General features: G+C 68.5%; 23 protein-coding genes and 1 pseudogene. 16 read left to right on the top strand and 8 right to left on the bottom strand.

The window, feature by feature from the left end:
* Positions 1-247: 247 nt before the first annotated feature.
* Together XM48_RS02220 and XM48_RS17390 are read right to left on the bottom strand one after the other, a co-directional pair.
* Positions 248-2827 carry a LuxR family transcriptional regulator gene (locus XM48_RS02220; protein ID WP_197074123.1) on the bottom strand — a complete coding sequence of 860 codons (2580 nt, stop codon included), beginning with the start codon at positions 2825-2827 and terminating at the stop codon, positions 248-250.
* Between the two features lie 418 nt (positions 2828-3245).
* Complete coding sequence (locus XM48_RS17390) at positions 3246-4355, bottom strand: DNA cytosine methyltransferase (protein WP_046454145.1); 1110 nt, start codon at positions 4353-4355, stop codon at positions 3246-3248.
* Positions 4356-4746: 391 nt separating this feature from the next.
* On the opposite strand from XM48_RS17390, the gene XM48_RS16805 reads away from it, so the two are divergent.
* Together XM48_RS16805 and mobF are read left to right on the top strand one after the other, a co-directional pair.
* A complete protein-coding gene (locus XM48_RS16805; RefSeq protein WP_231580771.1) occupies positions 4747-5103 on the top strand; it encodes a hypothetical protein in 357 nt (118 codons plus the stop codon).
* 112 nt (positions 5104-5215) lie between these two features.
* A complete protein-coding gene (mobF, locus tag XM48_RS02205) occupies positions 5216-8761 on the top strand; it encodes a MobF family relaxase (RefSeq protein ID WP_046454152.1) in 3546 nt (1181 codons plus the stop codon).
* Between the two features lie 218 nt (positions 8762-8979).
* Here mobF and XM48_RS17745 read toward each other — a convergent pair whose 3' ends face one another.
* Complete coding sequence (locus tag XM48_RS17745; protein ID WP_156174902.1) at positions 8980-9402, bottom strand: hypothetical protein; 423 nt, start codon at positions 9400-9402, stop codon at positions 8980-8982.
* A 218-nt stretch (positions 9403-9620) separates the two neighbouring features.
* Here XM48_RS17745 and XM48_RS02200 point away from each other — a divergent pair, with 218 nt between their 5' ends.
* Together XM48_RS02200 and XM48_RS02195 are read left to right on the top strand one after the other, a co-directional pair.
* Positions 9621-9995, top strand: coding sequence for a hypothetical protein (locus tag XM48_RS02200; RefSeq protein ID WP_046454144.1), 375 nt, complete (start codon positions 9621-9623; stop codon positions 9993-9995).
* Positions 9992-10405: a recombinase family protein gene (locus tag XM48_RS02195; protein WP_046454143.1), complete on the top strand. Its 414-nt coding sequence runs from the start codon at positions 9992-9994 to the stop codon at positions 10403-10405. The genes XM48_RS02200 and XM48_RS02195 overlap by 4 nt, the downstream gene beginning before the upstream one ends.
* 57 nt (positions 10406-10462) lie before the next feature.
* On the opposite strand, the gene XM48_RS02190 is transcribed toward XM48_RS02195, so the two are convergent.
* The gene (locus XM48_RS02190; protein WP_231580770.1) at positions 10463-10888 is read right to left on the bottom strand and encodes a hypothetical protein; all 426 of its coding nucleotides are present in this window, start codon (positions 10886-10888) and stop codon (positions 10463-10465) included.
* Between the two features lie 308 nt (positions 10889-11196).
* Between XM48_RS02190 and XM48_RS02185 the strand changes: the two genes are divergently transcribed.
* Positions 11197-12039 carry a cytochrome c oxidase assembly protein gene (locus XM48_RS02185; protein ID WP_046454142.1) on the top strand — a complete coding sequence of 281 codons (843 nt, stop codon included), beginning with the start codon at positions 11197-11199 and terminating at the stop codon, positions 12037-12039.
* On the opposite strand, the gene XM48_RS02180 is transcribed toward XM48_RS02185, so the two are convergent.
* Positions 12036-12608 (bottom strand): hypothetical protein, encoded by a 573-nt coding sequence (locus XM48_RS02180; protein WP_052961238.1) that lies wholly within the window; start codon positions 12606-12608, stop codon positions 12036-12038. The two genes, XM48_RS02185 and XM48_RS02180, sit on opposite strands and share 4 nt — an antisense overlap.
* A 58-nt stretch (positions 12609-12666) precedes the next feature.
* Between XM48_RS02180 and XM48_RS02175 the strand changes: the two genes are divergently transcribed.
* The 8 genes from XM48_RS02175 to XM48_RS02145 all read left to right on the top strand — a co-directional run bounded on the left by XM48_RS02175 (position 12667) and on the right by XM48_RS02145 (position 22425).
* A complete protein-coding gene (locus XM48_RS02175) occupies positions 12667-13632 on the top strand; it encodes a DMT family transporter (protein WP_084820876.1) in 966 nt (321 codons plus the stop codon).
* Positions 13633-13676: 44 nt separating this feature from the next.
* A complete protein-coding gene (locus XM48_RS02170) occupies positions 13677-14468 on the top strand; it encodes a CYTH domain-containing protein (protein WP_052961237.1) in 792 nt (263 codons plus the stop codon).
* 16 nt (positions 14469-14484) lie between these two features.
* Positions 14485-14661 (top strand): HPP family protein, encoded by a 177-nt coding sequence (locus XM48_RS17740; RefSeq protein WP_156174901.1) that lies wholly within the window; start codon positions 14485-14487, stop codon positions 14659-14661.
* A gap of 237 nt (positions 14662-14898) precedes the next feature.
* Entirely contained in the window at positions 14899-16320 is a 1422-nt protein-coding gene (locus XM48_RS02165; protein WP_046454141.1) for an FAD-binding oxidoreductase, read from the top strand.
* Between the two features lie 34 nt (positions 16321-16354).
* On the top strand, positions 16355-16729 hold the full coding sequence (locus tag XM48_RS02160) for a cupin domain-containing protein (RefSeq protein WP_046454140.1): 375 nt from the start codon (positions 16355-16357) through the stop codon (positions 16727-16729).
* A gap of 109 nt (positions 16730-16838) precedes the next feature.
* Positions 16839-18215 carry a uracil-xanthine permease family protein gene (locus XM48_RS02155; protein WP_046454139.1) on the top strand — a complete coding sequence of 459 codons (1377 nt, stop codon included), beginning with the start codon at positions 16839-16841 and terminating at the stop codon, positions 18213-18215.
* Between the two features lie 246 nt (positions 18216-18461).
* A complete protein-coding gene (locus XM48_RS02150) occupies positions 18462-22154 on the top strand; it encodes an AAA family ATPase (RefSeq protein WP_369699847.1) in 3693 nt (1230 codons plus the stop codon).
* A 4-nt stretch (positions 22155-22158) separates the two neighbouring features.
* The gene (locus XM48_RS02145) at positions 22159-22425 is read left to right on the top strand and encodes a hypothetical protein (protein WP_046454138.1); all 267 of its coding nucleotides are present in this window, start codon (positions 22159-22161) and stop codon (positions 22423-22425) included.
* Between the two features lie 40 nt (positions 22426-22465).
* Here the strand turns inward: XM48_RS02145 and mscL are convergent, their stop codons facing one another.
* The 3 genes from mscL to XM48_RS02130 all read right to left on the bottom strand — a co-directional run bounded on the left by mscL (position 22466) and on the right by XM48_RS02130 (position 23824).
* On the bottom strand, positions 22466-22861 hold the full coding sequence (gene mscL, locus XM48_RS02140; RefSeq protein WP_046454137.1) for a large conductance mechanosensitive channel protein MscL: 396 nt from the start codon (positions 22859-22861) through the stop codon (positions 22466-22468).
* A 79-nt stretch (positions 22862-22940) separates the two neighbouring features.
* A complete protein-coding gene (locus XM48_RS02135) occupies positions 22941-23222 on the bottom strand; it encodes an FmdB family zinc ribbon protein (RefSeq protein WP_046454136.1) in 282 nt (93 codons plus the stop codon).
* A gap of 11 nt (positions 23223-23233) precedes the next feature.
* Positions 23234-23824, bottom strand: coding sequence for a 5-formyltetrahydrofolate cyclo-ligase (locus XM48_RS02130; RefSeq protein ID WP_046454135.1), 591 nt, complete (start codon positions 23822-23824; stop codon positions 23234-23236).
* Between the two features lie 121 nt (positions 23825-23945).
* Here XM48_RS02130 and XM48_RS02125 point away from each other — a divergent pair, with 121 nt between their 5' ends.
* The 3 genes and pseudogenes from XM48_RS02125 to XM48_RS02115 form a co-directional block, all read left to right on the top strand.
* Positions 23946-24875, top strand: coding sequence for a UTP--glucose-1-phosphate uridylyltransferase (locus XM48_RS02125; protein WP_046454134.1), 930 nt, complete (start codon positions 23946-23948; stop codon positions 24873-24875).
* A gap of 7 nt (positions 24876-24882) precedes the next feature.
* The gene (locus XM48_RS02120; protein ID WP_046454133.1) at positions 24883-25521 is read left to right on the top strand and encodes a GNAT family N-acetyltransferase; all 639 of its coding nucleotides are present in this window, start codon (positions 24883-24885) and stop codon (positions 25519-25521) included.
* Positions 25522-25526: 5 nt separating this feature from the next.
* Positions 25527-25930 (top strand): annotated as a pseudogene (locus tag XM48_RS02115) (large exoprotein); the annotation flags it as partial.

Below are 25930 nucleotides of genomic sequence, written 5' to 3'. Positions count from 1 at the left end.
GGGGGGGGGGGGGGGGGGGGAAGGATCTGCCCGTGCGAAAGACTGCCTCAGACTTGATCAGAGCCTGGGCGCTCCGGGTGACTTCACCCAAGCTCCTGCGTACGAATCCAATGCTCGCAGCAAGGTGCTCCCCGATGTGGCTCTCGATGCGAGAAGCAGTATCTTCGGCTCGTAGTTCAGTGAACCGCCGTAGGTGAGTAGGTGCCCCGAGGAAGTCTTGTCGGTGATATGCGGGCGTCCTGTGAGACTACTGGGTCTCGCTCGCGTTCGATTCGAAACTCCGCGGGGGAGAGGTTTCAAGATGCAGGGCGAGCGCTCCCCGGTTCGGGAGATCTAGCTTGCGCATGATTCGGCGCATGTGGCTCTCGACTGTGCGGACGCTGATCACGAGTTGGTTTGCGATCTCTTGGTTCGTTCGTCCCTGTGCAGCGAGGTTCGCCACCTCTTGCTCTCGCTCAGACAACACGATGCGATACGAGCCGAACCGGGCTGAATCGAGAGGATCCCCGCCTGCTTCCTCGCGAACGCCGCGTTCCAGATCACGCATATCCTCGACCCGCGCACTGCAACCGGATTCTTCAAACCAGTTGGCCGCAAGCTGGTATCCAGCTACAGCAAGTCCGAGCCGCCCCAGCCGTTCTAGCTCTCGGGCAGCCCGAGAAACGCCTTCAGGGTCATGCCTGTAGGAGGCGACGATATACCTACCCTGCGCCTGCCTCACCAATGCCTCGGGGATCTCGGCGAGAAACCCGTCCAGGGCTCGAATCCGCTCGTCGGTTGGGGCGATCTCAAGCGAGACGAGTAGGAGCAAGCTCGCAGCGAAAGTAGCTCGCCTCGCCCACAGAGCCTCGCCGGCTGACCACAACAGGTCACCAGCTTCCTCCGAGCGCCCGTTGAGAATCAGCTCCTGCGACACTGACCACGCCAACGACTCGCCCGGAAGGGGGCCATCGCACAACCGGTATTGTCCGATGTCAGCGACATATCGCTCGACCAGCGCTGCCTGACCTCGTCTGGCAGCGGTCACCGAAGCCACGGCTAGGAGCGCAGCTTGAGTGCCAGGTGGGAACAAGCTGGGCCCCGTCGAAACGAAAACCGAATCAAGCAGCTTGTCCATGTCGCGGTAGTTTCCCGAATGGATGTGGCAGGCGGCGACGGCAGCTCCGAACGCCCGGAAAGCCTCCACATCCAAGTAGCCGCGCGCCTCCTCAAAACCGGACCTCAGGAGCTGCAGCGCTTGTTCATGCGCGCCTTCTCCAAGCAACGCGTGGCCGAGAAGCACTCGGGGTTGATGCCGCGTACCTTGGGGATCAAGAAGCTGGACCTCCTGGTAGACCCGCTTCGCATCGGCGAAGCGGCAGCGACTCACGAGCACGAGCATCTGAGCCTCGTACAGCGCAAGCTGAACCGCGCAGGGCAAATCGTCAGCCACTTCGAGTCTCTCGGGATAGTCATCGGGTATCTCCCGGAAGTGGGCGAGAATGACCACTTCGGCCGCATTCATCATCCGCCCGAATCGTCCGAGTCGCGCGGACGCATCTCGAAGGAGGGCGAGAGCCTGATCTGCCATGTGGCCCGCGAACGCCAGCCAGTATGCCTGCTGCACCAGATACTCGGCCAGCTCCTCTTCGCCGCCGAGCGTCTCATCGGTTTCGGCGAAGACTTGCATAGCGAGTGCTAGCCCTGAGTTCGTATGGGAATAGAGCAACGTATTCAGATAGCGAACCGCGCTCCCTGGGTTTGGGTTCGATTCCCACTCTGCCCCGGCAATAAGCTGTCGTGCCCTCGCTCGCTCCCAGATCAGGGCGGCAAGGAGCGCGTCACTGTCCGGACCAGGTGCCGGGGTCGCAGGGGTCCCCGGCAGCGCAACTGCGGAGTCAGTCGCCCCGATCCTCGTCAGAACGAGTTCGGTAAGCCGGGTACGGCGAGCCGACGACGGCTCGTGCCTGAAGTACTCGACCAGCAGCGGTGGCATCACAGTGACAAGCGTGCGTGGGGCACTCGGGACTATCGCCACGAGCGCACGCTCTTCCAGCAGCTCGAGTGTCTCCCAACTGACCAGCTTCTTCACGGTCTCGATATCTGCCGCCCCGACCATCGCAATGATCTCGAGCGCGTCCCGCGCCTCAGCAGGAAGCCCCTCCAGATGCGTTTCAAGGACGGCACGCAAGCCAGAAATCCAGAGTTCACCCGAGCTCGTCCAGCTCCCACCGAGGCCCCGAATGAGGTGCCCCTCCCTCACCACGGCATCAACGAGTGAGATTGCGAGGCCTATGCTCCCTCCGGACTTCGCATAGATAAGGTTCATCGTGCCCGTCTCGATGCTCGCACCAAGATAGTCCTTCAGTGCGTTCTCCATCTCCTCAAGACGAAGGGGCGCCATATCAATGACATACGTTGGCTCCAAAGTGGACGCCGGGAGGCCACTTGGAGTGTGCCGCGCCTGGAGACCTTGCAAGCGAGAGAGCACCAGCGGGACACCACTTGACCGACGTACCGACTCGATGACTCCCCAGGAACTCTCGTCGAGGTCATCCCAATCGTCGACGAAGATGGCTGTACGTTTCTCAGACACACGAGAGAGCAGGCCCGCAGCCGCGCCCTGCAGGCCCGAACCTCCCCGGGACGGCGAATCGCCACTTGCGCTACTGAGCTGAAGCGCTGCAAGCGGGTGCTGTTTCAGGGAAGCGATCCCTCGAATGGTCGTTACTGACCATCCTTCTTCGGTGAGGCGGTCACCGAGTGTCGCGAGGAAGGCTGTCCGGCCGCTACCGCGGCCTCCGACGATATCGAGGCTTTGATTCGAGCGCACGATACTCAGAGCCATGTCGAGACTTTGCTGGCGTCCAACGATCATGGGAGCCCGCTTTCTCAAGACACCCAACCTACTGAACAAAATGTAACATTCGTTTTGCCGCCGGAGAAGGCCTCGTCGCAATGACGGACCGTCCGCGGGTTGCCGCCCGCCATGCTGCTCAATACCTGAATGAGCGAATCTCCTAGGTAGCCCAATATCCCCCTTAGCGACGCCGGATGAACACGGATTGGTGGCGCGCCTCGCATGGATTCAGTGTCACCCGTCAGGCGGGGCGCATCCTGGGCCTGCTTCCGCGGACTCGCCGTGAGCTCTCCTTCGTCGTGAGAGGTTGAGGAGACCCGGGCAAACCTACTTGGTATGGTCGCTTGCGGAGGTCAGGGCGTTGCGGCGAAATCCTGGAAGGGGGCGCACATAGGTCGGATCATCTTCAGAGGCTTCCAGGCTTAGCGTGAAGAAGAGAGCGTAGCGCTACCGCAGCTTGCAGAGGAAGCACCCCATTGCCGACTGCTGCGATCTGTTGATTCGCGGTGAGCCCGAACTGCGGGTCGGACACCCAGCCGTTCTCAAGCCCCATGAGCCACTCGAGGAACGCTGGAGACGGGCGCGGAGTGCCCAGGTTGTGCAGCAAGGACGGTGAAGGCGCCGGCCTGCCGGTGATATGTTGCCACCGAGCTATTGCGTGCACATACCGTCCCCAGCCTAGAGAATGCCGTCGATCAGCGACCACAGTGTCTCCGATTCGTTCCTCCATCTGGGTGAGCCACTCGGACCGTGCAACGCGAGATCGATGATCTGGTGTGAAAGCGCGATCGTTCCCCGGCGCGCCCGCACCTGATCCAGATTCTCCCCACCACGGGAGGCGTCGGAGGCCAGCGGTGTGCGGAACAGTGGCACGGGCGAGGATGAAGACGCGGAACCGGGGATGCGGAGCACCGACGAGGGAAGCGGGTAGGCCGATCCATCGCGCGTCATACCCGAGGTCGGCCAAGTCTCCGAGTACGGCGCCGAGCGCCCGGAGAGGTCGAGCTGGTCGGTTTCCCAGACACCAGAGGTCGCGTTCCAGGTCGCGAAGGGTTGCGGGGTCAGGGGTTGCACGTTCGTCTCCTTGCGGGGTTGCATCTTCGGGGGTTGCGCGGATCGCAGAGGCGGAAAGCAGGCCACGCACGTTCTCGATCACGACCCACTCGGGGCGGATCTGGTCGATGGCGTCGGCCATGTTCGCCCACAGCCCTGAGCGAGTGCCGGGCGCGAGGCCGGCCATCTTCCCGACGGTCGAGACATCCTGACAGGGGAAGCCACCGCAGAGAATGTCCACCGGCTCGACCATTCGCCAGTCGATCATGGTGATGTCGCCAAGGTTGGGCGCGTCCGGCCAGTGATGGGAGAACACGCGGGCGACGGGTTCGTTGATCTCCGAGAACCAGACCGTGCGCGCCCCGAAGACGTGTTCGACAGCGAGGTCGAGGCCACCGTAACCGGAGAAGAGCGACCCGACCTTGAGCGGTTCGGGGCCGAGAGTTTCGGGATGTGCGTGCATCGGGGTTCCTGCCGGTTGGCGATCCCGGCAGCACCCCTCCATCGAGGTTCCAGCGCGCCGAGCTGATCACCTCACAGGTGCACGCCGCCATACCCGCGCCCTGCTCACCCCGGTACCGCATCCACAGGCCCGCTCGCTTCTCCCGCGCCCCGACCTCACCGCCTCTCGTCCTCAGCCATCTCTCCGCCTCCCTCCTGTGCCTCCACGCGTCTTGCAGATGCGGTTTCAGAGCCCGTGAGTACACGCAGAGCCATCCGCGCGCACCTCCTTTCCGAACGTGACCGAGCGTTCAGGAAGGACGACACCGATGAGTACGAGAACGACAGGCCAGCCCGCTCAGTTCGAGGCGTCGGGGTGGGATTCCGGCACCCCGGAGCGCAAGGCGAGGTTCGTGAACGCCCTGCTCCGGTTCGTCGCGGCGGATTGCCCGCGCGAACGCTTCACTCGATCGCTCTACCAGGGGCTCTCGACCCACGGCTATTTCGGGTTCATCGCGCACTACGACCTCGATGGGTTCTACGACGCGCAACTGTCCACTCCGGAACGGCGAGCGAGCTTCCTGAACGAGCTGCGCCGCGACTGCGATAAAGACGCGCGCCTCGACCGCCCCGATCTGTGGAGCGACGTGGAGCGAGTGCTCGCCGAGCGACTGCAACCCCAGGAGTTGCAGACGTCGGGCAGACGGTTGCCGGCTCCTACGCGGCTGCGACCTGCAGCGAGCAAGCGCGACGGGCTGACGCTCTTCTGACCCACTGCTGCGGTTGCACGACGTTGCGTGGCGCAACCCTCGACGCAACCCCCGGTTGCACCCGGCAACGACGAGAGAGGAAGCCGCCGAAGTGACGGTCTCGATGCGCGTGATGAGCGCCGGCGACGGCTACAAATACCTCCTGCGCTCGGTCGTCGCGGGCGATGGCGACCGGAGCCTTTCGACGCCGCTGACTCGCTACTACGCCGAAGCCGGGAACCCTCCCGGCCGGTGGCTTGGCTCCGGCCTCACCCAGCTCGGCGAAGGCCGCATCACTCCTGGCGAGGAAGTATCGGAGCAGCAGCTCCAGCTCCTCATCGGGATGGGCTGCGACCCGGTGACAGGCGACCCGCTCGGCCGCGCCTACCCGGTCTACAAGACCCCGACCGAGCGCATCACCGAGCGCGTCGAAGCACTCGACCCGGACCTCGGCCCGGCCTCGCGCGCGGAAGTGATCGCGGAGATCGAAGCCAAAGAACACGCACGCGGCACCAGGAAGGCTGTCGCGGGATACGACTACACCTTTTCGCTGCCGAAGTCGGCGTCAGTGCTGTGGGCGGTCGCCGATGCGGGCACCCAGACGCTCATCACCGAGGCGCACCACACGGCGATCGCCGAGCTGATCGACTTCATGGAACGCGAAGTCGCCGCCACCCGCGTCGGCATGACCGGCGCCGACGGCGGAGCGGTCGCCCACGTCGACACCTTCGGACTCTCCGCGACCGCATACGACCACTACGACTCCCGCAGCAGTGACCCGCACCTGCACACGCACGTCGTCGTGTCGAACAAAGTGAAGACCACACTGGACGGGCGGTGGCGGTCGCTCGATGGGCGGCCGATGCACGCCGCGACCGTCGCGCTCTCCGAACTGCACGAGGCAATCATCGCCGACCACCTCACCCGGCTACTCGGCGTGGATTGGGAAGCGCGGGATCGCGGCCGCGACCGCAACCCCGCCTGGGCGATCCGGACGGTACCGGAAGAACTCGTGCTCGAGTTCTCGACCCGCGCCCGCCAGATCGACGCCGAGAAAGACCGCCTCATCGTCGAGTACGTTCAGAAGCACGGCCGGCAGCCATCGGCGGCGACCGTCATCAAGCTCCGCGCCCAAGCCACTCTCTCCACGAGGCCCGAGAAGCAGGTGCGATCCCTCGCCGACCTCACCACCGAATGGCGCAAGCGCGCCACGGCACGGCTGGGGCAGGATGCATCGGACTGGGTACGAGAGGCGATCCCCGCAGCACTAGTGCGGGTGCTGCGTGCCGACGACCTTCCCCTGGAGGAAATCGAGAAGATCGGCCGCGAGGTCATGGAGGCGGTGGGTGAGAAGCGGTCGACCTGGCACCGCTGGAACCTGACCGCCGAGGCCGCACGGCAGACGATGCAGTATCGCTTCGCGACGGCACGGGATCGGGAGGCCGTCACTGGGATGGTCGTCGATGCCGCCGAACGCGCCTCGCTGCGCCTCACACCGCCGGAACTCGCCTCGACGCCGGCCAGGTTTCAGCGGCCGGACGGGTCGAGCGCGTTCCGCCCCCGCCACGGCACCTTGTACTCCTCCGAGGCGCTGCTCGATGCGGAGAAGCGGCTCCTCGAACGCTCCCGCACCCTGACCGGCCCAGAGCTCCCGCTCGCACTCATCGAGAAGGTCACGAGACGCCCGGACAGGGAGGGGCGGATGCTGGGCCCCGACCAGGCCGACGCGCTCACCCGGATCGCGGTCTCCGGCCGGCAGCTTGATCTCCTCGTCGGCCCGGCCGGTACGGGGAAGACGACCGCGATGCTCGCGCTCCGCGCCGCATGGGAACAGCAGCACGGTGCGGGGTCTGTGGTCGGGCTGGCCCCGTCGGCGGTCGCAGCGGAAGTGCTCGCCGGGGATCTCGGGATCAAGACCGAGAACACAGCGAGATGGTGGACGCTGCACCTCATGACCGGCCGAACCTTCCAGGCGGGTCAACTCGTGATCGTGGACGAGGCGAGCCTCGCCGGCACCCTCGCACTCGACCGCATCACCGGGGCCGCAGCACAATCCGGCGCTAAGATCCTGCTCGTCGGCGACTACGGGCAGCTCCAATCCCCAGCCGCGGCCGGCGCGTTCGGGCTCCTCGCCGGCGACCGCCCTGACACCCCCGAGTTGTCCACGATCCACCGCTTCACGCACGAATGGGAGAAACGAGCATCGCTCAGACTCCGCCTCGGGGAACCCGACGTGATCGGAGTCTACGAAGACGCCGACCGGATCATCGGCGGCACCACCGACGACATGACCGCACGAGCCTACGAAGCATGGAGAGCAGACCGAGCCGCCGGGATCGCGTCGATCCTCGTCTCCGACTCCGGCGACGCGGTCGCGGCGCTGAACCTGCGCGCCCGCACCGAACTGATCCTCGCCGATGTCGTGAACCCGCTCAAGGGTGAGGTCACCCTGGATGGCGGGGTGCAAGCGGCAGTCGGTGACACGGTGATCACGCGGAAGAACGAGCGGAAGCTGCGCACCCGGTTCTCGTGGGTGCAGAACGGGAACAGATGGACGATCACGAAGATACGCCGCGACGGATCAGTGACCGTGCGCCCCGCCAGCCCAGGCCGGGGCGAGTCGATCGTGCTGCCCGCCGACTACGTCGCCCAGCACCTCGACCTCGGCTACGCCGTCACCGCATACCGGGCGCAAGGCGTGACGGTGGACACCTCGCATGTGCTGGTCGACCCGTCGATGACTCGCGAGAACCTGTACGTCGCCCTGACCCGCGGCAAGGACGCCAACCTCGCCTACGTCGCCACCGACACCCCGGACGACGCGCACGCGCACCCACACGAGGTCGAAGACATCGAAGAGGCAGCCCGGCGGGTGCTCACCGGGGTACTGCATCACTCCGGGGCTGAGCTCTCCGTGCACGAGACGATCCAGGCGGAGCAGGAACAGTGGGAGTCGATCCTGCAGCTCGCCGCCGAGTACGAGACGATCGCCACCGAAGCCCAGCACGACCGCTGGGCCACCCTCATCCGCACCTCCGGCCTCACCGACACACAAGCAGAAGCCGCACTCGCTTCGGAAGCGTTCGGGGCACTCGCCGCCGAGCTGCGCCGCGCCGAGGCGAACCATCACGACGTCGACCAGCTCATGCCCCGACTGGTCGCCGCGCGCGGCTTCGATGACGCCGACGACATCGCCTCCGTGCTGCACTGGCGCGTCGCAAACGCCACCAGCCAGCCCGCGAGCGCAGGGCGCACCCGCCGGACACCGAAACTCATCGCCGGACTCATCCCCGTCGCGGCCGGGATCACCGACCCCGACATGAAGCAGGCGCTCGCGGAACGGCACCAGCTCATCGAGCACCGAGCCGCCACCCTCACCGAGCAGGCGATCACCGACGGTGCCGCGTGGGCGCAGGCGCTCGGGGCTCGCCCTGGTGAACCGCGGAAGCAGGAAGCCTGGAATCGGTATGCCCGCACAGTCGCCGCCTACCGCGACCGCTACGCGATCACCAGCAGCGACGCGCTCGGGCCGGAGCCGGACGGGGTGGCGCAGAAGATCGACCGGGCGCGTGCACAGCAGGCGATTCACCAGGCATCCCGACTCGCGAACGCACGCACCACGGCGAAGGAAACCCCGGTATATCGCAGGTCAAGACGGCAGCCGGGGCGGACGCTGTAGACCAGCTATCCGCATCCGGCGCACCTCTCTCATGAGATTTCTCATGAGAGGACGATCCGATGCCACTCCTTGAGGTACAGGAACGAAGCGACACGACTGAGCGCACGCGCCGGCCTGCCGAAACGGCACGCAACTCTCAGGTCGCCTTGCCGCCCAGCGCTACGCGAACACGGATGAGCGTTCCCTTGCCGGCCGCACGTCCTGGTGCGGGCGTCGAGCTACCTCCTTCCCGGTATCAGCAGCCCACAGAAGCAGAGAGGCAACAACGCATAGGTGAGGCCGATAGGTTCTTTGCGAAGCCGGTCACCGAAGCCCGAATACGGCGTCTTCTGCGTGAAGAACTCAAAGTGCGCTCCGAAGTTCTGGACACGGCGAGGATCGACGCATACGTTGATGCACGCCGTCTCGATCGCATCTCTTTTGCGCTCGAAGCCACAGAACTGCAACTCCCTATGCTTCGTCGATACCTTCATACGAACCACGGTCAGCGAGTGATAGAGGAGGTACGGATGGACTCGATTGCTCGCACGCTCAGAGGGAGAGAACCCTACGACCTCCTGCGCGAAACCATCCGCCGCGTGCTTCCAACAGTGCGTGCGCTCGTGATCGCCGACATCCAGCAGCGCTACCGCAAACGACACCCCGTCACGCCGAAGACAACACGCAGCGTAACGACTACTCGCAGGCGAGGACGCTCGTTGTAAGCGAGGACTTCCGGTTCAGGAGAGTCCGACGTACAGTAGATGGTGTAGGCAGTTCTAACAACGTTCGCCGTTGCTCGTCGCAACGGCACGACTGACCGAAACCGGGAAGTCCTTTCTAATGACTCGCTGCCGAGTGTTATGAAACGGCTGCCCTCATGCTCTCGTCCATCTTCTCCGGCGTTGCCCGGTGCTACTACTTCGTCGCGAGGTTTGCACCCGGCCCGAGGCTCATCGGTTTTATCCGCCGCCGTGACGGCATGAAGTGGGGCGTACCCGCAATGCTCGCCGCGGTGCCCTACTTCCTCATCGCGAACTACATCAAGGGACTCATCGAGAACGGCGGCGACGCCTGGCTCGCAGTCCTGCTCCTTTGGTGCCTCGCAATGGGCATCGCATTCCTCGTCATGGGTCCGGTGAGCCTCCTCATGCTCGCCAAGGCAAGGATTGTCGAGGCCGCAGCCGTGCGGAAGCTGCGTCGTCAAATCGATGCTGAACACCTCGCCGAGCGTGACCCGGCGGAGGTGGCATGATGCCTGCTGCGATCTACATTCGTTCCGCTCGACGCAACCCTCTGAGCATGTGGGAACAACAAGAAACCTGCGAGGACTATGCTCGCAGCCTCGGCGCTGACCTGCAGATGATCTACGGGGATGTCGGTCGTACTCGGGAGGGACTGCGGATGCTGACCGACGATGTAACCGCCGGCAAGATTGACGCAGTGTTTGTCACCGACCTGTACCGACTCGGACGCAAGCTCGAAGACTTCCGCGAAGTCACGGACGCCATTCGCGAGGCAGGGTGTCCGATCTATGAGGCAGGGCCAAGGAGACTCGTGAGTTGGGACACTCCGGCTGGCCGACTCTCAATCGGCATCTCGTACCACCTGGGCTTCACAGAGCCATTCACGGAGCAGGAGGAGGCTGCACAGATCGAATCCTGAGCCTTCCGCAGACAAGTCGGCCGGCCACGCACTAAGGCGTGGTCGGCCGACTTGTTGCTACTTGGCCTCTGCCATGCGGATGAGTTCAGTGCGAGGGATGTGGCCTTTCGGTCGGATCGTCACGCCCGCCTTGGCGATCGCCGTCCGGGCGGCGTGCTGGCTGATCCCGAACCTTCGCCCGACATCGAGCAGCGTCATACCGCCCTCATAGAGCCTCACGGCCTCGGGAGTATCTGCCGGGTCGAGACTGCGCGGGCTCCGCAGTGGCACTGAACGCCGAACCAGATGCGCGGCAACGGTACGCCTGTGAGCACGATACTTCTGGGCAATCTTGTTCATGCTCATTCCGCCCGCGTAGAGGTCGACAATCTGGTCGATCTGGGATTCGGTGAGGAAAGTTTGAGCTTTCCCAATCGACCTGACGAGTCGGCCCCGATCATCCTGGATCGACGGTTCCAGGGGGCGCAGGTTACGCTTGTACACACCGCTCCTCCACCGTGAGGCAACGGTTTTCAAGGCCGGGGCAAAGTTGTCAAAGTGTCTACGATGGAGCACTCGCTCGCTGCGCTCCCTCGGGTCCCATCGTGGAATCCCGATGAACCTTGACGCGACTCGCAGGCTCGTCGCGCGCCGTGGCCGCGCAACGCTGGCGCGTTGCCCTGAGCGGCCGGCCGGGTTCGATTCCTCTCTGGGGCACTCGCTCGCTGCGCTCCCTCGGGCCCCATCGTGGAGGCCCGTCGCTCGCTGCGCTCCCACATCCCGCCCTCAGACGACGGGCGGATACTCGTCGGGTGACCCCCGTCGAACTGCTCACCGCGTGGAGACCCACCCCGCTCGGGATCGGCCTTCCGGTACTGCTCGCCCTCGCCTATCTCGGCGCGGTGCTGCGCCTCCGGAGACGCGGCGTCCGCTGGTCGCGTTCGCGGCTGCTCTGGTGGATGCTCACCTGCCTGCTCATGGCCTGGACGCTGTGCGGCGCTCCGTGGGCGCTCCGCACCCGCAGCGACTGGATGGACGGGATCGCGCTCGGCATGGCGGCGGCCGTGCTGCCGCTCGGCGCCGCGCTCGGCGACCCCGTCGGCCTGCTCGAAGCGGTGCGCGGTCGCGGCTCGCGAGTGATCCGCGGTCGGATCGCCCGCACGCTCATGTATCCCGGGATCTCCTCGGCGATCAGCGCGGTGTTCCTCACCGTCGCGCTGCTGTCGGGCTGGTTCGTGCCGCACGGCGCGACGCCGGCTCCCGGGTGGGGCCTGCTGATGCTCTGCGCCTTCGTCACCGGCCTCCTGGTGAATCTGCCGCTCTTCGCCGAGGGGCTGCTGCCCCCGTGGGCGAACCCCGCGGTGAAGACGCTCATCGCGTTCCTCGACGGTCTGTTCGATGCGATCCCGGGCATCGTGGTGATGCTGCTCGTGAACCTGCGGGCGGGCGGGGCGCTGCTCGGTATCGCCGAGGCGATCGGGATACCCATGATCGCGGCGACCCTGGTGCACTGGGTGCGCTCCGACGCGGTCGCGACGCGCGAGGTCGATGCGGCGCTCGACGCGGAGGAACCGGGGGACGGGCTCTGGTGGCGCGCGGATCCCCGGTTCGAGGGGCGCTACGGGCGGGTCGACGCCGCCGAGGAGCGCTCCTAGGCGCCCTCGCGCTCCGCGATGAGCCGCACGCGCTCCTCGAGGAACGCCTCCAGCGTCGGCGCGGTCGAGAGGTCGGCTCCCGCGCGCCAGCGGACGCGCACCTCCTCCGTCGGCGCCGCACCGGGACCGCCCTCGACGGAGAGGACCCCGACGGGGGCATCGGAACCGAGTGCGCGCAGCCCGTCCCCGTCGAGGGGGAGCGGAACGGCGTCGAAGCTCACGGAGGACCCCTCGGCATAGCCTCCGCGCAGCGCGGCCGCGGCGATCTCGCGGCGCTCCTCGCGCGACACCGACTGGTATCCCGGCCGGCCGCGCTCCGCGGCCCGGGTCGCGGTCCCTCCGGTGAACCACTCGTTCCGATCGGCCGAGATCAGCAGCGAGCCCACCCGCCAGACCTCGCCGAGGGGGCGCATGGTCGGAGCGAGTCGGATCAGTATGCGCCGTCGGGCCGGCACGAGTTCGGCGAGCGCCTCGGTCGGGACCGCGGCGGCGCGGAGCGCGGCGGCCGCGCCGGCGAGGGCCTGCTCGACGAGGATCCTGATCGGGTCGGGGCCGTGTGCTGCAGTCACGCGAGCAGTGTATCCGTGCGCGTGCGCACGGCGGCCTCTCCGGCGATAGGCTGTTCCGATGCCCTCCGTCACCGATGACACCGTCGCCGGCGCGCCGCTGCGCCGCACCGCCCCGGCCGCTGCGAGCGAGAGCCGCCGATCCACCCTGCAGGCCGCGGGCCTGATCATCACGGGCGCGCTCGGCGTGCAGTTCTCGGCGGTGCTCGCGTACGGGCTGTTCGACGAGGTCGGCGTGCTCGGAACGAGCGGGGCGCGACTGCTCATCGCAGCGGTGCTGCTCGTCCTGATCTTCCGCCCGAAGCTGCGCGGCCGCAGCCGACGCGAGTGGGGCGGTATCGCGCTCTACGGCGTCGCGATGGCCGCGATGAACCTGTTCCTGTACCTGGCGATCGCTCGGATCCCGCTCGGCATCGCGACCACGATCGACTTCCTGGGGCCCTGCCTCGTCGCGCTCATCGGCTCCCGCCGACTGCGCGACGGTCTGCTGGCGCTCCTCGCGTTCGTCGGCGTCGCCCTCATCGCGGGGCTCGGCGGGCCGCTCGATCCGATCGGCGTGCTGTGGGCGGTCGCGGCGGGGACCTGCTTCGGCCTCTACACGCTGCTCGCGTCGCACGTCGGCAAGGAGGGCGGCGGGCTGCCCGGTATGGCGCTGTCGGTCTGCATCGGCGCGATCGTCACGCTGCCGTTCTCGCTCCCGGCGCTGCCGCACATCGCTCCGGGCTCCCTCGGCGTGCTCCTGCTGTCGGCGGTGCTCGGCACCGCGCTCGCGTTCACGGTCGACACCCTGGCGGGCAAAGTCACGTCGGCGCGGATCATCGGGGTGCTCTTCGCGTGCGATCCGCTCGTCGGGACGCTGCTCGGTGCGCTCCTGCTCGGTCAGGCGCTGACGCTGCCCGCGCTGGCCGGCATCGCGCTGGTCGTGCTCGCCGGGGCCGGGATCGTCTGGTTCTCGGGCGATCGGGGGTCGGCGCCGGAATCGGCTCCGGCGCCCGGGCCGGTCGTGGAGCGCCCCGGAACCGAGTAGGCCGTCTCCGCCGCGCGTCCTCGTCCAGCGCCTAGGCTGGGTCCGTGACTGAACAGGGTGCCGCCTCGCTCGAGATCGAGCGCAAGTACGAGATGATCGGCGCATCGGCGCTGCCGGGTGCCGACGTCTGGGCCGCGACGGGGCTGCGTGCCGGCGAGCCGCGACGGGTCGAGCTGCACGCGAGCTATTTCGACACGGAGGACCGTGCGCTCGCGACCGCTCGCCTCGCGATGCGCCGCCGGGCGGGCGGGGCCGACGAGGGCTGGCACCTGAAGGAGCGCACTCCCGGCGGGGTACATGAGCTGCACTGGCCGCTGAGCGACGAGCTGCCCGAAGGACTGCGCGCCGAACTGCGCTCCCGGATCGGCGACGCGGCGGATCGGGTGGTACCCGCGGCGACCCTCGAGACGGTGCGAGTGACGGTCCGCCTGGCGGAGTCGGGAGCGGACGCGGTCGAGCTCGCCGACGACACGGTGCTCGCGACCGATCATCGCGCAGGGGTGAGCCGCCTCTGGCGCGAGTGGGAGGCCGAGCTCGTGGGCGGAGCCGATCCGGCGGTACTCGACCGCGTGGAGCCGCTGCTGGCGGCGGCCGGGGCCGTGCCTTCCCCGAGCGAGGCGAAGATCGCCCGCGCGACGGGGCGCCTGATCGACCTCGCGATCGCGCACGACGGTTCGGCTCGGCTGCTCGAGGCGCTGGCGGTGATGGACGCGGCCGACCGGCTGGCGGCGACGTTGCGGCGCGACGGCACGGAAGCGCTCGGGGATCCGCGGGTCGCCGAGCTCCGCGCGCGGGCGCAGGCGCTGCTGACGGTCCCGGCCGCCGCTCACGAATGACCCGTAGGCTGGACCCATGAGCGAAGTGAGCCCCGAAGCGCGGCGCAAGCAGATCATCGTCGGCATCGTGATGGGCGCGATCATGGGCATCGTGATCAGCGCGCTCACCCAGTTCTGGCTGTGGCTGCCCGCCGGCCTCGCCCTCGGCCTCGCGACGGGGGCGATCATGAAGCCGCCGGCCGACAAGGGCTGAGCGGGAGCCGCTGCGCGGGAGCGGTGAGCCGCGACGTCAATGAGAATGTCAATGCGACTGACTCGTGTGGTCCACCATGCTCGTTTCTGCTGATTTCGTAGAAATGTTCCCGATTCGCAACTGAATGAGTGGCGAAATCGGTATTTTCAGCACTGAAAGCGCGCAGGTGGGGATGCGGTTCCGTGGTGAGTGTGCGAGGATCTCAGCAGACCTCATCGAAGGCGACCCGAGGGAATCATGGAACCCACCATTTTCGAGAAGAACCGTCCGGCTGCAGCGATCATCGACGCATCGCTCGCGAACACGAAGCTTGAGTGCTTCTGGATCGACGACATCGCGGCCACGGCCGCACGCTACCCGTCGCTCGGGGGTGATGCGCGCGTCGACGATGCGGTCGTCGGCGGCGGGTTCGCGGGACTCTGGACCGCGATCAAGCTGAAGACCGAGCACCCGGAGCGCCGCGTGATCCTGCTCGAGGGGAAGCGCGTCGGCTGGGCCGCGTCCGGACGCAACGGCGGATTCTGCGAAGCGAGCATCACGCACGGCGAACCCAACGCCGAATCCCGCTGGCCCGACGAGGTCGGCACGCTGCGCCGCCTCGGCTACGAGAACCTCGATGCGATCGAGCGCTTCATCGCGGAGCACGATCTCGACGTCGAGTTCGAGCGCACCGGCCAGCTGGCCGTCGCGAACAACGACTACCAGGTCGAGTGGCTCGGCGAGAGCGACGATCCCGAGGTCGTGACCCTCGACGCCGAGCAGGTGCGCGCGCGCATCAACTCGCCGACCTTCCTCGGCGGCGACTTCTCGCCCCGCGAGAACGCCAACGTGCACCCCGCGAAGCTCGCGGCGGAGCTCGCGCGGCACGCGAGCGCGATCGGGGTCGAGATCCACGAGGATACGCGGGTCGATGCGCTCGACGGCAGCGCGGACGATCCGATCCGGCTCACGACCGCGCACGGCACGGTGACCGCCGACCGGGTCGCGCTCTGCACCAACGTGTTCCCCTCGCTCCTGAAGCGCTACCGCTTCCACACGATCCCCGTCTACGACTACGTCCTCATGACGGAGCCGCTGACCGACGAGCAGCTGGCCTCGATCGGCTGGGAGGGGCGCGAGGGCCTCGCCGACATGGCGAACCAGTTCCACTACTCGCGGCTCACCAAGGACAACCGGATCCTCTGGGGCGGCTACGACGCGGTCTACCACACCGGCGGCCGCATCCGGCAGAAGTACGAGGACCGGATGGAGAGCCACCGCAAGCTCGCCAGCCACTTCTTCACCACGTTCCCGCAGCTCGCAGGGGTCAAGTTCAGCCACCGCTGGGCCGGCGTGATCGACTCGAGCACGCGCTTCTGCGCCTTCTTCGGCCAGGCGCACGGCGGTCGCGTGCAGTACGTCGCGGGGTTCACCGGCCTGGGCGTCGGCGCGACCCACTTCGCCGCGGACGTGATGGTCGACCGCTTCGAGGGGCGCACGACCGAGCGCACCGAGCTCGAGATGGTCAAGCAGATGCCGCTGCCGTTCCCGCCCGAGCCCGCCGCCGCGATCGGCGTCAACATGTTCCGCTGGTCGTTCGACCGCGCCGATCACAACCGCGGCAAGCGCAACCTCTTCCTCAAGGTCATGGACGCCGTCGGCTTCGGCTTCGACTCCTGATCGCCGCCTGGACGAGACAGAACGGATCACGACCATGAGCGAACTGCTGCCCGCGGGCACGAACGCCGCCGTCCGGGCCACCGAGACCGGGATCGAGCTCGAAGCGGTGCCGACCGCCGATGTCGTCGCGGGCGATCCGCGCCAGGGCATCGCCGAGCTCGGCACCATCGGCGACTGCGAGGCCGGCATCTGGGAGCTGCGCGAGGGTACCACGACCGACACCGAGGTCGACGAGCTCTTCGTGGTGCTGTCGGGCGGCGCGACCATCGAGCTGCTCGACGGCCCCGGCGTCGAGGCCGGTACGGTCTTCGAGGTGGCGGCGGGCGACGTGATGCGTCTCGTCGCCGGGACGCGCACGAAGTGGACCGTGCCCGACCACATCCGCAAGGTCTACCTCTCGGAGCAGTAGCCGAGGGCTCGTCCAGCGGGCTCCGAGGCGCATAGGATATTCCCTTGGCGCGGCAGCGCCTCGGGGTCGAGGCGCTGGACCTGCGCCCCGACAGGGAGAAGGAACCCCGATGGCGCTGCCTTGGAAGCTGCACGGCGACGGACGCACGGTCGCGAACGACGCGATCGTCCTCCCGGAGGAACGACTCGGCTGGGTCAAGACGATCGGCTTCGGCGCGCAGCACGTGGTCGCCATGTTCGGCGCGACGTTCCTGGTGCCCCTGCTCACCGGGTTCAGCCCGACGGCCACGCTGTTCTTCTCGGGCCTCGGCACGCTCCTGTTCCTGCTGCTGACCGGCAACCGGCTGCCGAGCTACCTCGGCTCCTCCTTCGCGTTCATCGCGCCGGTGCTCGCCGCGACGGCGGGCGGCGGCGACCTCGCGCGGGCCTCGTTCGGAATCCTCGCCATCGGCGTGCTCATGGCCGTCATCGGCCTCATCGTCGTGCGCTTCGGCGCGGGCTGGATCAACGCCCTCATGCCGCCGGTGGTGATGGGCGCGATCGTGGCGCTCATCGGCCTCAACCTGGCGCCGGCCGTGCGCAACAACTGGAACGGCGGCGTGAACGCGCCGCCCGAGACCGTGGTCCCCTCGGCCGTCGTCGCGTTCATCACGATCGTCTCGATCCTGCTCATCACGGTGCTGTTCCGCGGCCTCGCCGGGCGCCTCGCGATCGTGCTCGGCATGGCCGTCGGCTACGTCGCCGCGGCGTGCTTCGGACTCGTCGACTTCGAGAAGATCGCGCAGGCGGACTGGCTCGGTCTGCCCGAGTTCCACGCGGTCGCGAACCCCTTCGCCGATCCCTCGCTCTGGGGCCTGCTGCCCGCCTTCCTCCCGGTCGTGCTCGTGCTGATCGCCGAGAACGTCGGGCACGTGAAGAGCGTCGGCCTCATGATCGGCCGCGACCTCGATCCGCTCACCGGCCGCGCACTGCTCGCCGATGGCATCTCGACCGTCCTCGCCGGCTTCGGTGGCGGATCCGGCACCACGACCTACGGCGAGAACATCGGCGTCATGGCGGCGACCCGCGTCTACTCGACCGCGGCCTACTGGGTCGCGGGCATCGTCGCGATCCTGCTCGGCTTCTCGCCGAAGGTCGGCGCGGTGATCTTCTCGGTGCCGAGCGGCGTGCTCGGTGGAGTCACCGTCGCGCTCTACGGCCTGATCGGTCTCATCGGCGTCAAGATCTGGCTCGACAACAAGGTCGACTTCTCGAAGCCGATCAACCAGTTCACCGCGGCCATCCCGCTGATCGTCGGCATCGCCGACTTCACGATCAAGATCGACGCGGTGGTGTTCAACGGCATCGCGCTCGGCACGGTCTCGGCGATCCTGATCTACCACCTGATGAACGGGCTGGGTCGACTGCGGGGTACGGTCGCGGCGCCCGCCGCGGTTCCGGCCTCGACGGAGGGCGGCGCGGACGCGTCTTCGGTCACGGATCGATAACCCGCTGCGCGGGGACTTGCGCAAAACTCCGCGGATCCTCCGGGGATTTTCGGCTCCGCACCTTAGTGTGGCGATGTGTGGAGTGTGGATCGACGTCGGCGACCCGACGAGACGGAGCGAGGGACGGGTGCGCCCGCTGATCGCTCGGCGCCGAGCGCGCCGCGCAGCGAGGGATCGCTCGCGCCCAAGCACGAACCGGACGCGCAAGTGACCGAGCAGCAGCCAGAGGTGGTGAATCCGACCATGATGACCGTGGTCGATCCGCACACGGCCGAGCATGCGGCCTGGCGCGAAGAACTGGCGGCGCTCGGCGGCGAGAACCCGCTGCTCCACTTCGCGGACGAGCACGCCAACCGGATCGAGCTCTCGACCACGCACCCCGGTGGACTACCGCAGTTCATCACCGGGCAGAAGATCCTGCTGTCGGCGCTGATCCGCGACGACCTCGCCCTGCGCCATGCGCGCCTCGCGGCCGGACGGGTGACCGACAAGGCGGTCGAGATGCGCGCGGTGCGCGGCCTCGAGACCGTCCACCTCGGCATCGGGATCGCGAAGTGGGAGTTCGAGGGGCAGGAATTCTGCGCCCCCGTGCTGCTGCGCCCGCTGGCGATCCGCCGCTACGGCCGGGACTTCGAGCTCAAGCTCAAGCAGAACCCGGCGGTCAACCCCGCGCTCGTGCGGGTGCTGCACGAGCAGTTCGGCATCCGCGTCGACGCGCGCTCGCTCATCGAGCTCTCGCAGTCCGAGGGCGTCTTCAAGCCGCAGCCGGTGATCGATCGCCTGCGCCAGATGGTGGTCGGGGTCTCGGGCTTCGTCGTCCAGCCGCGCCTCGTCGTCTCGTCGTTCCACGACGTCGCGTACGCGATGGTCGCCGACGCCGAGGATCTCGACACGCCCGTGCTCTCCGCCGTGTGCGGCAGCGAGGTGGCGAAGCGACGGCTCTCCGAGGCGTACCGGCCCGTGACGGCGACGCCGAGCAACACCCGCTCTCCCGAGACGGATCGCGATCTCTACGACGTCGACGCCGAGCAGGAGGACGTCCTCGCGCAGGTCGCCTCCGGCCACTCGCTCGTCGTCCGCACGCTTCCCGGGACCGGTGGAACGCAGACGGTCGTCAACGCCATCGGCGGGCTCGTCCGCGCCGGCAAGCAGGTGCTGGTCGTGTCGCCGCGACGCGCGACGCTCGACGGCATCACCCACCGGCTCTCCCGCGTCGGGCTCTCCGGGCTCGCCGCGACGCCGCGCCTGCTGCGCCGCAATCTGGTCGAGTCGATCAGCCGCAACGAGGGCGCACGGAGCGAACAGCTGCGCGAGGTCGACGAGGCGCTCGTGCGCCTGCGCGGTGTGCTGCTCGACTACCAGACCGGGCTCGGCGCGAAGGATCCCCGGTTCGGCGTCTCGCCGCTCGAGGCGCTGCGCGAGCTCACTCGACTCGCGCTGCGCGAGCACTCGCCGACCACCACGGTGCGGCTCGACGATCACGCGCTGGGCCAGCTGACCCTCGACCGCTCCTCGATCGCCGAGGCGCTCACCGAGGTCGCGCGCCTCGGACAGTTCCAGTACGGTCCCGAGGACTCGCCCTGGTACGGCGTGAGCTTCTCGACCACCGAGGACGCGCGCAAGGCGTACTCCACGGCCGTGAACCTGGCGGAGTCCCAGCTGCCCCGGCTCATCACGATGGCCAACGAGGTCGTCGAGCAGACGTCGCTGCGGCCCTACGAGAGCATCGCCGAGCTCGGCATCTACCTGCGGCTCCTCATGGGGATCCGCGAGACGCTCGACCGCTTCGTGCCCGAGGTCTACGACCGCTCGCTCACCGAGGTCATCGCAGCGCACGCGCCGCGCGGCGGCGACGAGATGTCGAACGCCAACAAGCGGCGCCTGCGCAAGCTCGCCCGGGAGTACGTCCGTCCGGGCGTGCACGTCACCGATATGTACGCCCGGCTCCTGCAGATCCAGCAGCAGCGGGTGCTCTGGCAGCGCTACTCGACCGTGGTCGGCGCGCGTCCCGAGGTCCCCGTCGGCATCGCCGACGTCGTGGTCGCCTACCAGTCGGCCTACCAGGATCTCGACGCGATCGACCGGGTGCTCGGCCACGACACCGACGCGCAGCGGCTCCGCTCGCTCCCGCTGACGGTGCTGGCTCGCGACACGACCGAGCTCGCCCGCGAGTCCGAGGTGCTGCAGAACATCCAGGAGCGCACCGCGATCGTGGAGCGCCTGCGCGCCGCGCACCTCGAACCGCTGCTCGACGACCTCTCGGCGCGCCACGTGCCGTCGGATCGGGTCGCGGCGGAGCTCGAACAGGCCTGGTGGCAGTCGGCGCTGGAGCGCATGCTGCAGACCAATCAGGCCCTGCTGAGCGCGAACACCGGGGTCATCGACCGGCTCGAGGCGGACTTCCGCCTGGTCGACGACGCGCACGCCGGATCGAACGGCCCCCAGCTCGCCTCCAAGCTCGCCGACGCCTGGCGCGTCGCGGTCCTCGACCATCGCGACGAGGCGCTCGCGCTGCGCGAGGCGCTCCGCGCGGGCGAGAACTCCATCGACGCGCTCGTGCAGCGGGCGCCGTCGCTCCTGGCCGTGCTCACCCCGGTGTGGGCCATGTCGCCCTACGAGGTCGCGCAGCTGCCCGACACGCTGCGCTTCGACACCGTGCTGCTCGTCGACGCAGGCGCGACCACGCTCGTCGAGAACGTCGGTGCGATCCGTCGGGCCAAGCAGGTCGTCGCGTTCGGCGATCCCATGACCCAGACCCCCGCTCCGTTCGAGATCGCCGTGCGGCAGCGCGGGGAGGCCGTCGCGGCCGATCCCGAGCTGCACGAGCAGTCGGCGTACGCGCAGCTCCGCTCCGTGCTGCCCGAGCTCGCGCTCACCCGCAGCTACCGTGCGGGCGGCGAGGACCTCACGCAGCTCGTCAACACGCGCTTCTACGACGGGGAGATCTCGTCGCTGCCGTGGGCCGGCACGTTCCTCGGGCACTCGAGCATCTCGCTCGAGTTCGTCCGCGGCGGACAGGGGCTCCCCGACCAGCACACCGGCGCGGTCGAGAGCACCGACGCCGAGGTGGAGCGGGTCGTGCAGCTCGTGCTCGAGCACGCGGCCGACCGGTCCCGCGAGTCGCTCATGGTCATCACCGCGAGCGAGCGGCACGCGGTCCGGGTCAACCAGGCCGTGCTGCAGACCTTCGCGAAGTTCCCGCAGTACCGCGACTTCCTGCTCGGCGAGCGCGCCGAGCCGTTCGCGGTGCTGACCCTCGAACAGGCGATGGCGCAGAGCCGCGATCGCGTGATCTTCTCCATCGGCTACGGCCGCACCCCGCACGGCCGCGTGCTCTCGAACTTCGGCAGCCTCGGGCAGCCGGGCGGCGAGCGGCTGCTCGCGGTCGCGATGACGCGCGCCCGCCGCGCGATGACGATCGTCAGCTGCTTCCGGCCCGCGGATCTCGACACAGCGCGGATCAAGCACGGCGTCGTCGAGCTGGCCGAGCTGCTGGCGATGGACCACCAGGAGCCAGCGCCCGCGGCGCTCCCCGCCGAACGCGATCCGATGCTCGGCGAGCTGGCCGACCGGCTGGAGCAGCTCGGACTGTCGGTCGCGCTCTACTACCGCGGCGCGATCCCGCTCGCGGCCTCGCTCGACGACCGCGCGATCGCGGTCGACGTCGATTTCGCCGGCGGCGAGGACAGCCTGCGCGATGCGCTCCGGCTGCGCCCCGCGGTACTGCGCCGGCTCGGCTGGCACTACCATCGGGTGCACAGCTTCGACCTCTTCAGCGATCCGGAGCAGGTCGCGCTTCGGATTGCGCGGATCGTCGGCTACGACGAGGGTTCCGCGGGGGACAGCGGTCCGATCGAGGTCGCGCCGACCGAGGATCTGGATTCCCTCCGGGTGCGTTCGGACGCACCCGCGGATCCCGACCTCGCCTTCGACGAGTAGTCCGATGAGCGACCGGATGCCGGAGCCCGCGGAAGCGGCTCCGGACCGCGGCGCGCGCCGGTCGAGGCGTGCGAGCCGTCCCGCGCCGGAGGGCGTGGATCCCCGGCCGTCGAGCCATCCGCTCGGCGACCGGGCGGCCGAGGACCGTCCCGAGTCCTGGGGCGACGGGGCACGCGGAGGATCCGCGGCGAAGCGGGTGCGCGACGGCGGCTCGAAGCCCGGCGAGAACGACGAACGGCTGCGTCGCGATCGTCCGCCCCACTGGGGCTGAACGTCGCGACGCAGCCGTTCGGTCGGCGTCGAGCGCGCGGTTACTTGCCGGCGCGCTGCTCGCGCAGCAGATCGCGGATCTCGGCGAGCAGCTCCTGCTCGGACGGGGCCGCGGGCTCCTCCGGCGTGTTCTTCGCGGTGCGCTCGCGCATGTGGTTCATCGGCAGCACGAACACGAAGTAGACCACCGCCGCCACGATCACGAAGTTGATGATCGCGCCGATGAGTGCGCCGAATGCGAGCGCGCCGCCACCGGGCAGCTCGACCATCAGTGCCTTGTCGAGCGAGTCGGCCTTGAAGACGACGCTGATGAGCGGATTGATGAGCGACGAGACGACCTTCTCGACCACGGCGTTGAACGCGGCGCCGATGACCACCGCGACCGCCAGATCGACGACGTTCCCGCGGAGCAGGAACTCCCGGAATCCCTTGAGCATGGTTCCCCTTCCCCAGAGTGTTGTTTCCTCGAGGGCAAGGCTAGAGCATGGTCCCCGGGGAACCGCGGCGATTCGCCGGTCAGGCGGCGGAACCGCCGCTCGACGCGCCCGATCCCGTGGGCGATGACGACGATGAGCCGGTACCGGAGCCGCCCGTTCCTGCGGAGGAGGATCCCTTCGCGCCCGCGCGCGAATCGGTGCGGTAGAACCCGGATCCGTTGAAGGTGACGCCGAGGGATCCGAACACCTTGCGCAGGGTCCCGCCGCACTCGGGGCACTCGGTCAGAGCCGAGTCCGAGAACGACTGGTAGATGTCGAAGGCGTGGCCGCAGTCGGAGCAGCGGTAAGCGTAGGTGGGCACGAGGAAGAAGTTTACCGCTCCGCGCGCACGTACTCGATGCGGGTCGGCGTCACGATGCCCGTGACCGGGATATCGTGCAGCTCGCTGGGGAGGGTCTCGAAGACCTCCTCGTCGTGGACGATGGCGAACACCGGGGGGCTCTGATCCATCGACCCCAGGTTGCGGTCGAAGAAGCCGCGCCCCCAGCCGAGGCGCACGCCCGAGCGGTCGACGGCGCACGCGGGCACCAGCATCAGGTCGACATCGCCCACCGCGAGCGGGCTCAAGCATTCTCCGAGCGGTTCGGGGATCCCGAACGCGCCCCGCACGTTGCCCTCCCAGCTCGGGCGGATCCAGTCGAGCAGACCGTCCTCCCGGGCCGCGGGCAGCAGGACATCGATGCCCTGCTCGCGGGTCCACGCGAGGAACGCGGAGGTGTCGGGTTCGCCGGCGACGGGCATGTAGCAGGAGACGGAGCGCGCTCCGCGCCCGGTCACGAGGGTGATCAGCTGGGCGGTGATGCCGTCGCGGATCTCCGCCCGTTCCACCTCGGTGGTCGCGGCTCTGCGCTCCCGGACCAGTCCGCGGATGCGCTGCTTCTCTCGGTCGATCTCATCGGCCATGCCGCCCAGTGTATGCGCACCGGCTGCGAATCTCCGGTCGGAACGGGCTCCTGGAACGCGTGCGAGCCTCGAATCGCCTCGGTGATTGGCCGTGCGGGCGAGCCCGGCATAGGCTTGCCCCATGTCTCACGAAGCGAACGGCGCCCACCCCCGCGTCACGAAAGCGGTGATCCCGGCGGCAGGGCTCGGGACCCGGTTCCTGCCGGCGACCAAGGCGATGCCGAAGGAGATGCTGCCGATCGTAGACAAGCCGGCGATCCAGTACGTGGTGGAAGAGGCGGCCGCGGCCGGTCTCGACGACGTCCTGATCATCACGGGGCGCAACAAGGGCAACCTCTCGAACCACTTCGACAGCGTGCCCGAGCTCGAGTTCACGCTCGAGAAGAAGGGCGACGAGGGGCGCCTCGGTCGCGTGCACAAGTCGAGCGAGCTCGCCGAGGTGCACTTCCTGCGCCAGGGGCAGCCGCTCGGGCTCGGCCACGCGGTCGGGCGTTCGCACCGTCACGTGGGCGAGGAGTCCTTCGCGGTGCTGCTCGGCGACGACCTCATCGACGAGCGCGATCCGCTGCTCACACGCATGATCGAGGAGCACGACCGCCGCCAGGCGACCGTCATCGCGCTGATGGAGGTCCCGCAGGAGTCGATCCATCTCTACGGCTGCGCCGCGGTCGAGCCGACCGACGATCCCGACGTCGTGAAGATCACCGAACTCGTCGAGAAGCCCGACGCCGCCGAGGCGCCGTCGAACCTGGCCGTGATCGGCCGCTACGTGCTCCGTCCCGAGATCTTCGGCCTGATCGAGAACCTCGAACCGGGCCGCGGCGGCGAGTACCAGCTGACCGACGCGCTGAACGAGCTCGCGCAGGGCCACGGCAAGGACCCGGTCTACGGTGTCATCTTCCGCGGCCGCCGCTACGACACCGGCGACCGCGCAGACTGGATCAAGGCGAACCTCCTGCTCGGCGTCGACCACCCCGAGCTGGGAGCGGAGCTCTCCAGCTGGGTGCAGGAGTTCGCGGAGCGCCTGCGCGCCCGCGACGCGGAGGGCTAGGCCGCACGTGCCGCTCGGGACGCCGATCCCGGTACCCGCCCCGCGCTCGAGCGGACCGGTGGGGATCCGGGTGATCCGGCTCTCCGACGCGCCGGTGCTCGAGCAGCTGCTGCGCGAGAACCGGGACTGGCTGCAACCCTGGGAGGCGACGCACCCGAGTGGGGCCGGCGCGGTCCCGGGATCGGTCTCGATGCGCCCCACGATCAAGGCGATGCGGCGCCAGCTGCGCAGCGGATCCGGAGCTCCGTTCGTGATCACGCTCGGCGGCGCGGTCGTCGGGCAACTCAGCGTCTCGGAGATCAGCGGGGGAGCGCTCCGCTCGGCGCAGCTCGGCTACTGGGTCGCTCGGAGCGCGGCGGGCCGGGGCGCGACGCCGACGGCGTGCGCGCTCGCGATCGACTACCTGTTCCGCGAGCTGGGAATGCACCGGGTCGAGATCTGCATCCGCCCCGAGAACGCGCCGTCGTTGCGGGTGGTCGAGAAGCTGGGCCTGCGTTACGAGGGCCGGCGCGCGGCGTACATCCACATCGACGGCGCCTGGCGCGATCATGACTGCTTCGCCATCACCGTCGAGGAGGCGGAGCAGGGGATGCTCTCGAGACTCGGCGCGTCACTCGATGCCGGAGCGCGTCCGCCCGTACAGTAAGGCGCATGACGGGTGGCGGTGCGTTCGGCGGTGGGGTGATCTTCGTGGTCGCTGCGCTGCTCTGGGGCGCCGTCCTGGTGCCCGGGTGGATGCGCCGGCGCGAGTTCCGCGCGGCGGAGCGCAACGCGATGCGCCTGCAGCGCACGCTGCGCATCCTCGCCGAGACCTCCGAGGTGCCCGCCGAGGTGCGGGCGGAGGCGACCGCCCGCGAAGCGCTCGCGCACGAGAAGCTCGTCCGCTCGGCCGAACGGCGACAGGCCGCCGACCGCGAGACGGAGCTGGCCGAGGCCCGCGCCGCAGAGGTGCGTGCCGAGATCCGCGCGCAGCGCATGCGGCGCAAGCAGGCCGCCCTCGCGCGCTCCGCGCGTCTGCGTCGACCGGCCGCCCGGCGGATGCGCGCCCTCGCCGC

The sequence above is a fragment of the Leucobacter sp. Ag1 genome (assembly GCF_000980875.1).
GTDB lineage: Bacteria > Actinomycetota > Actinomycetes > Actinomycetales > Microbacteriaceae > Leucobacter > Leucobacter iarius.
This window is presented reverse-complemented; position numbering and strand designations above follow the sequence as displayed.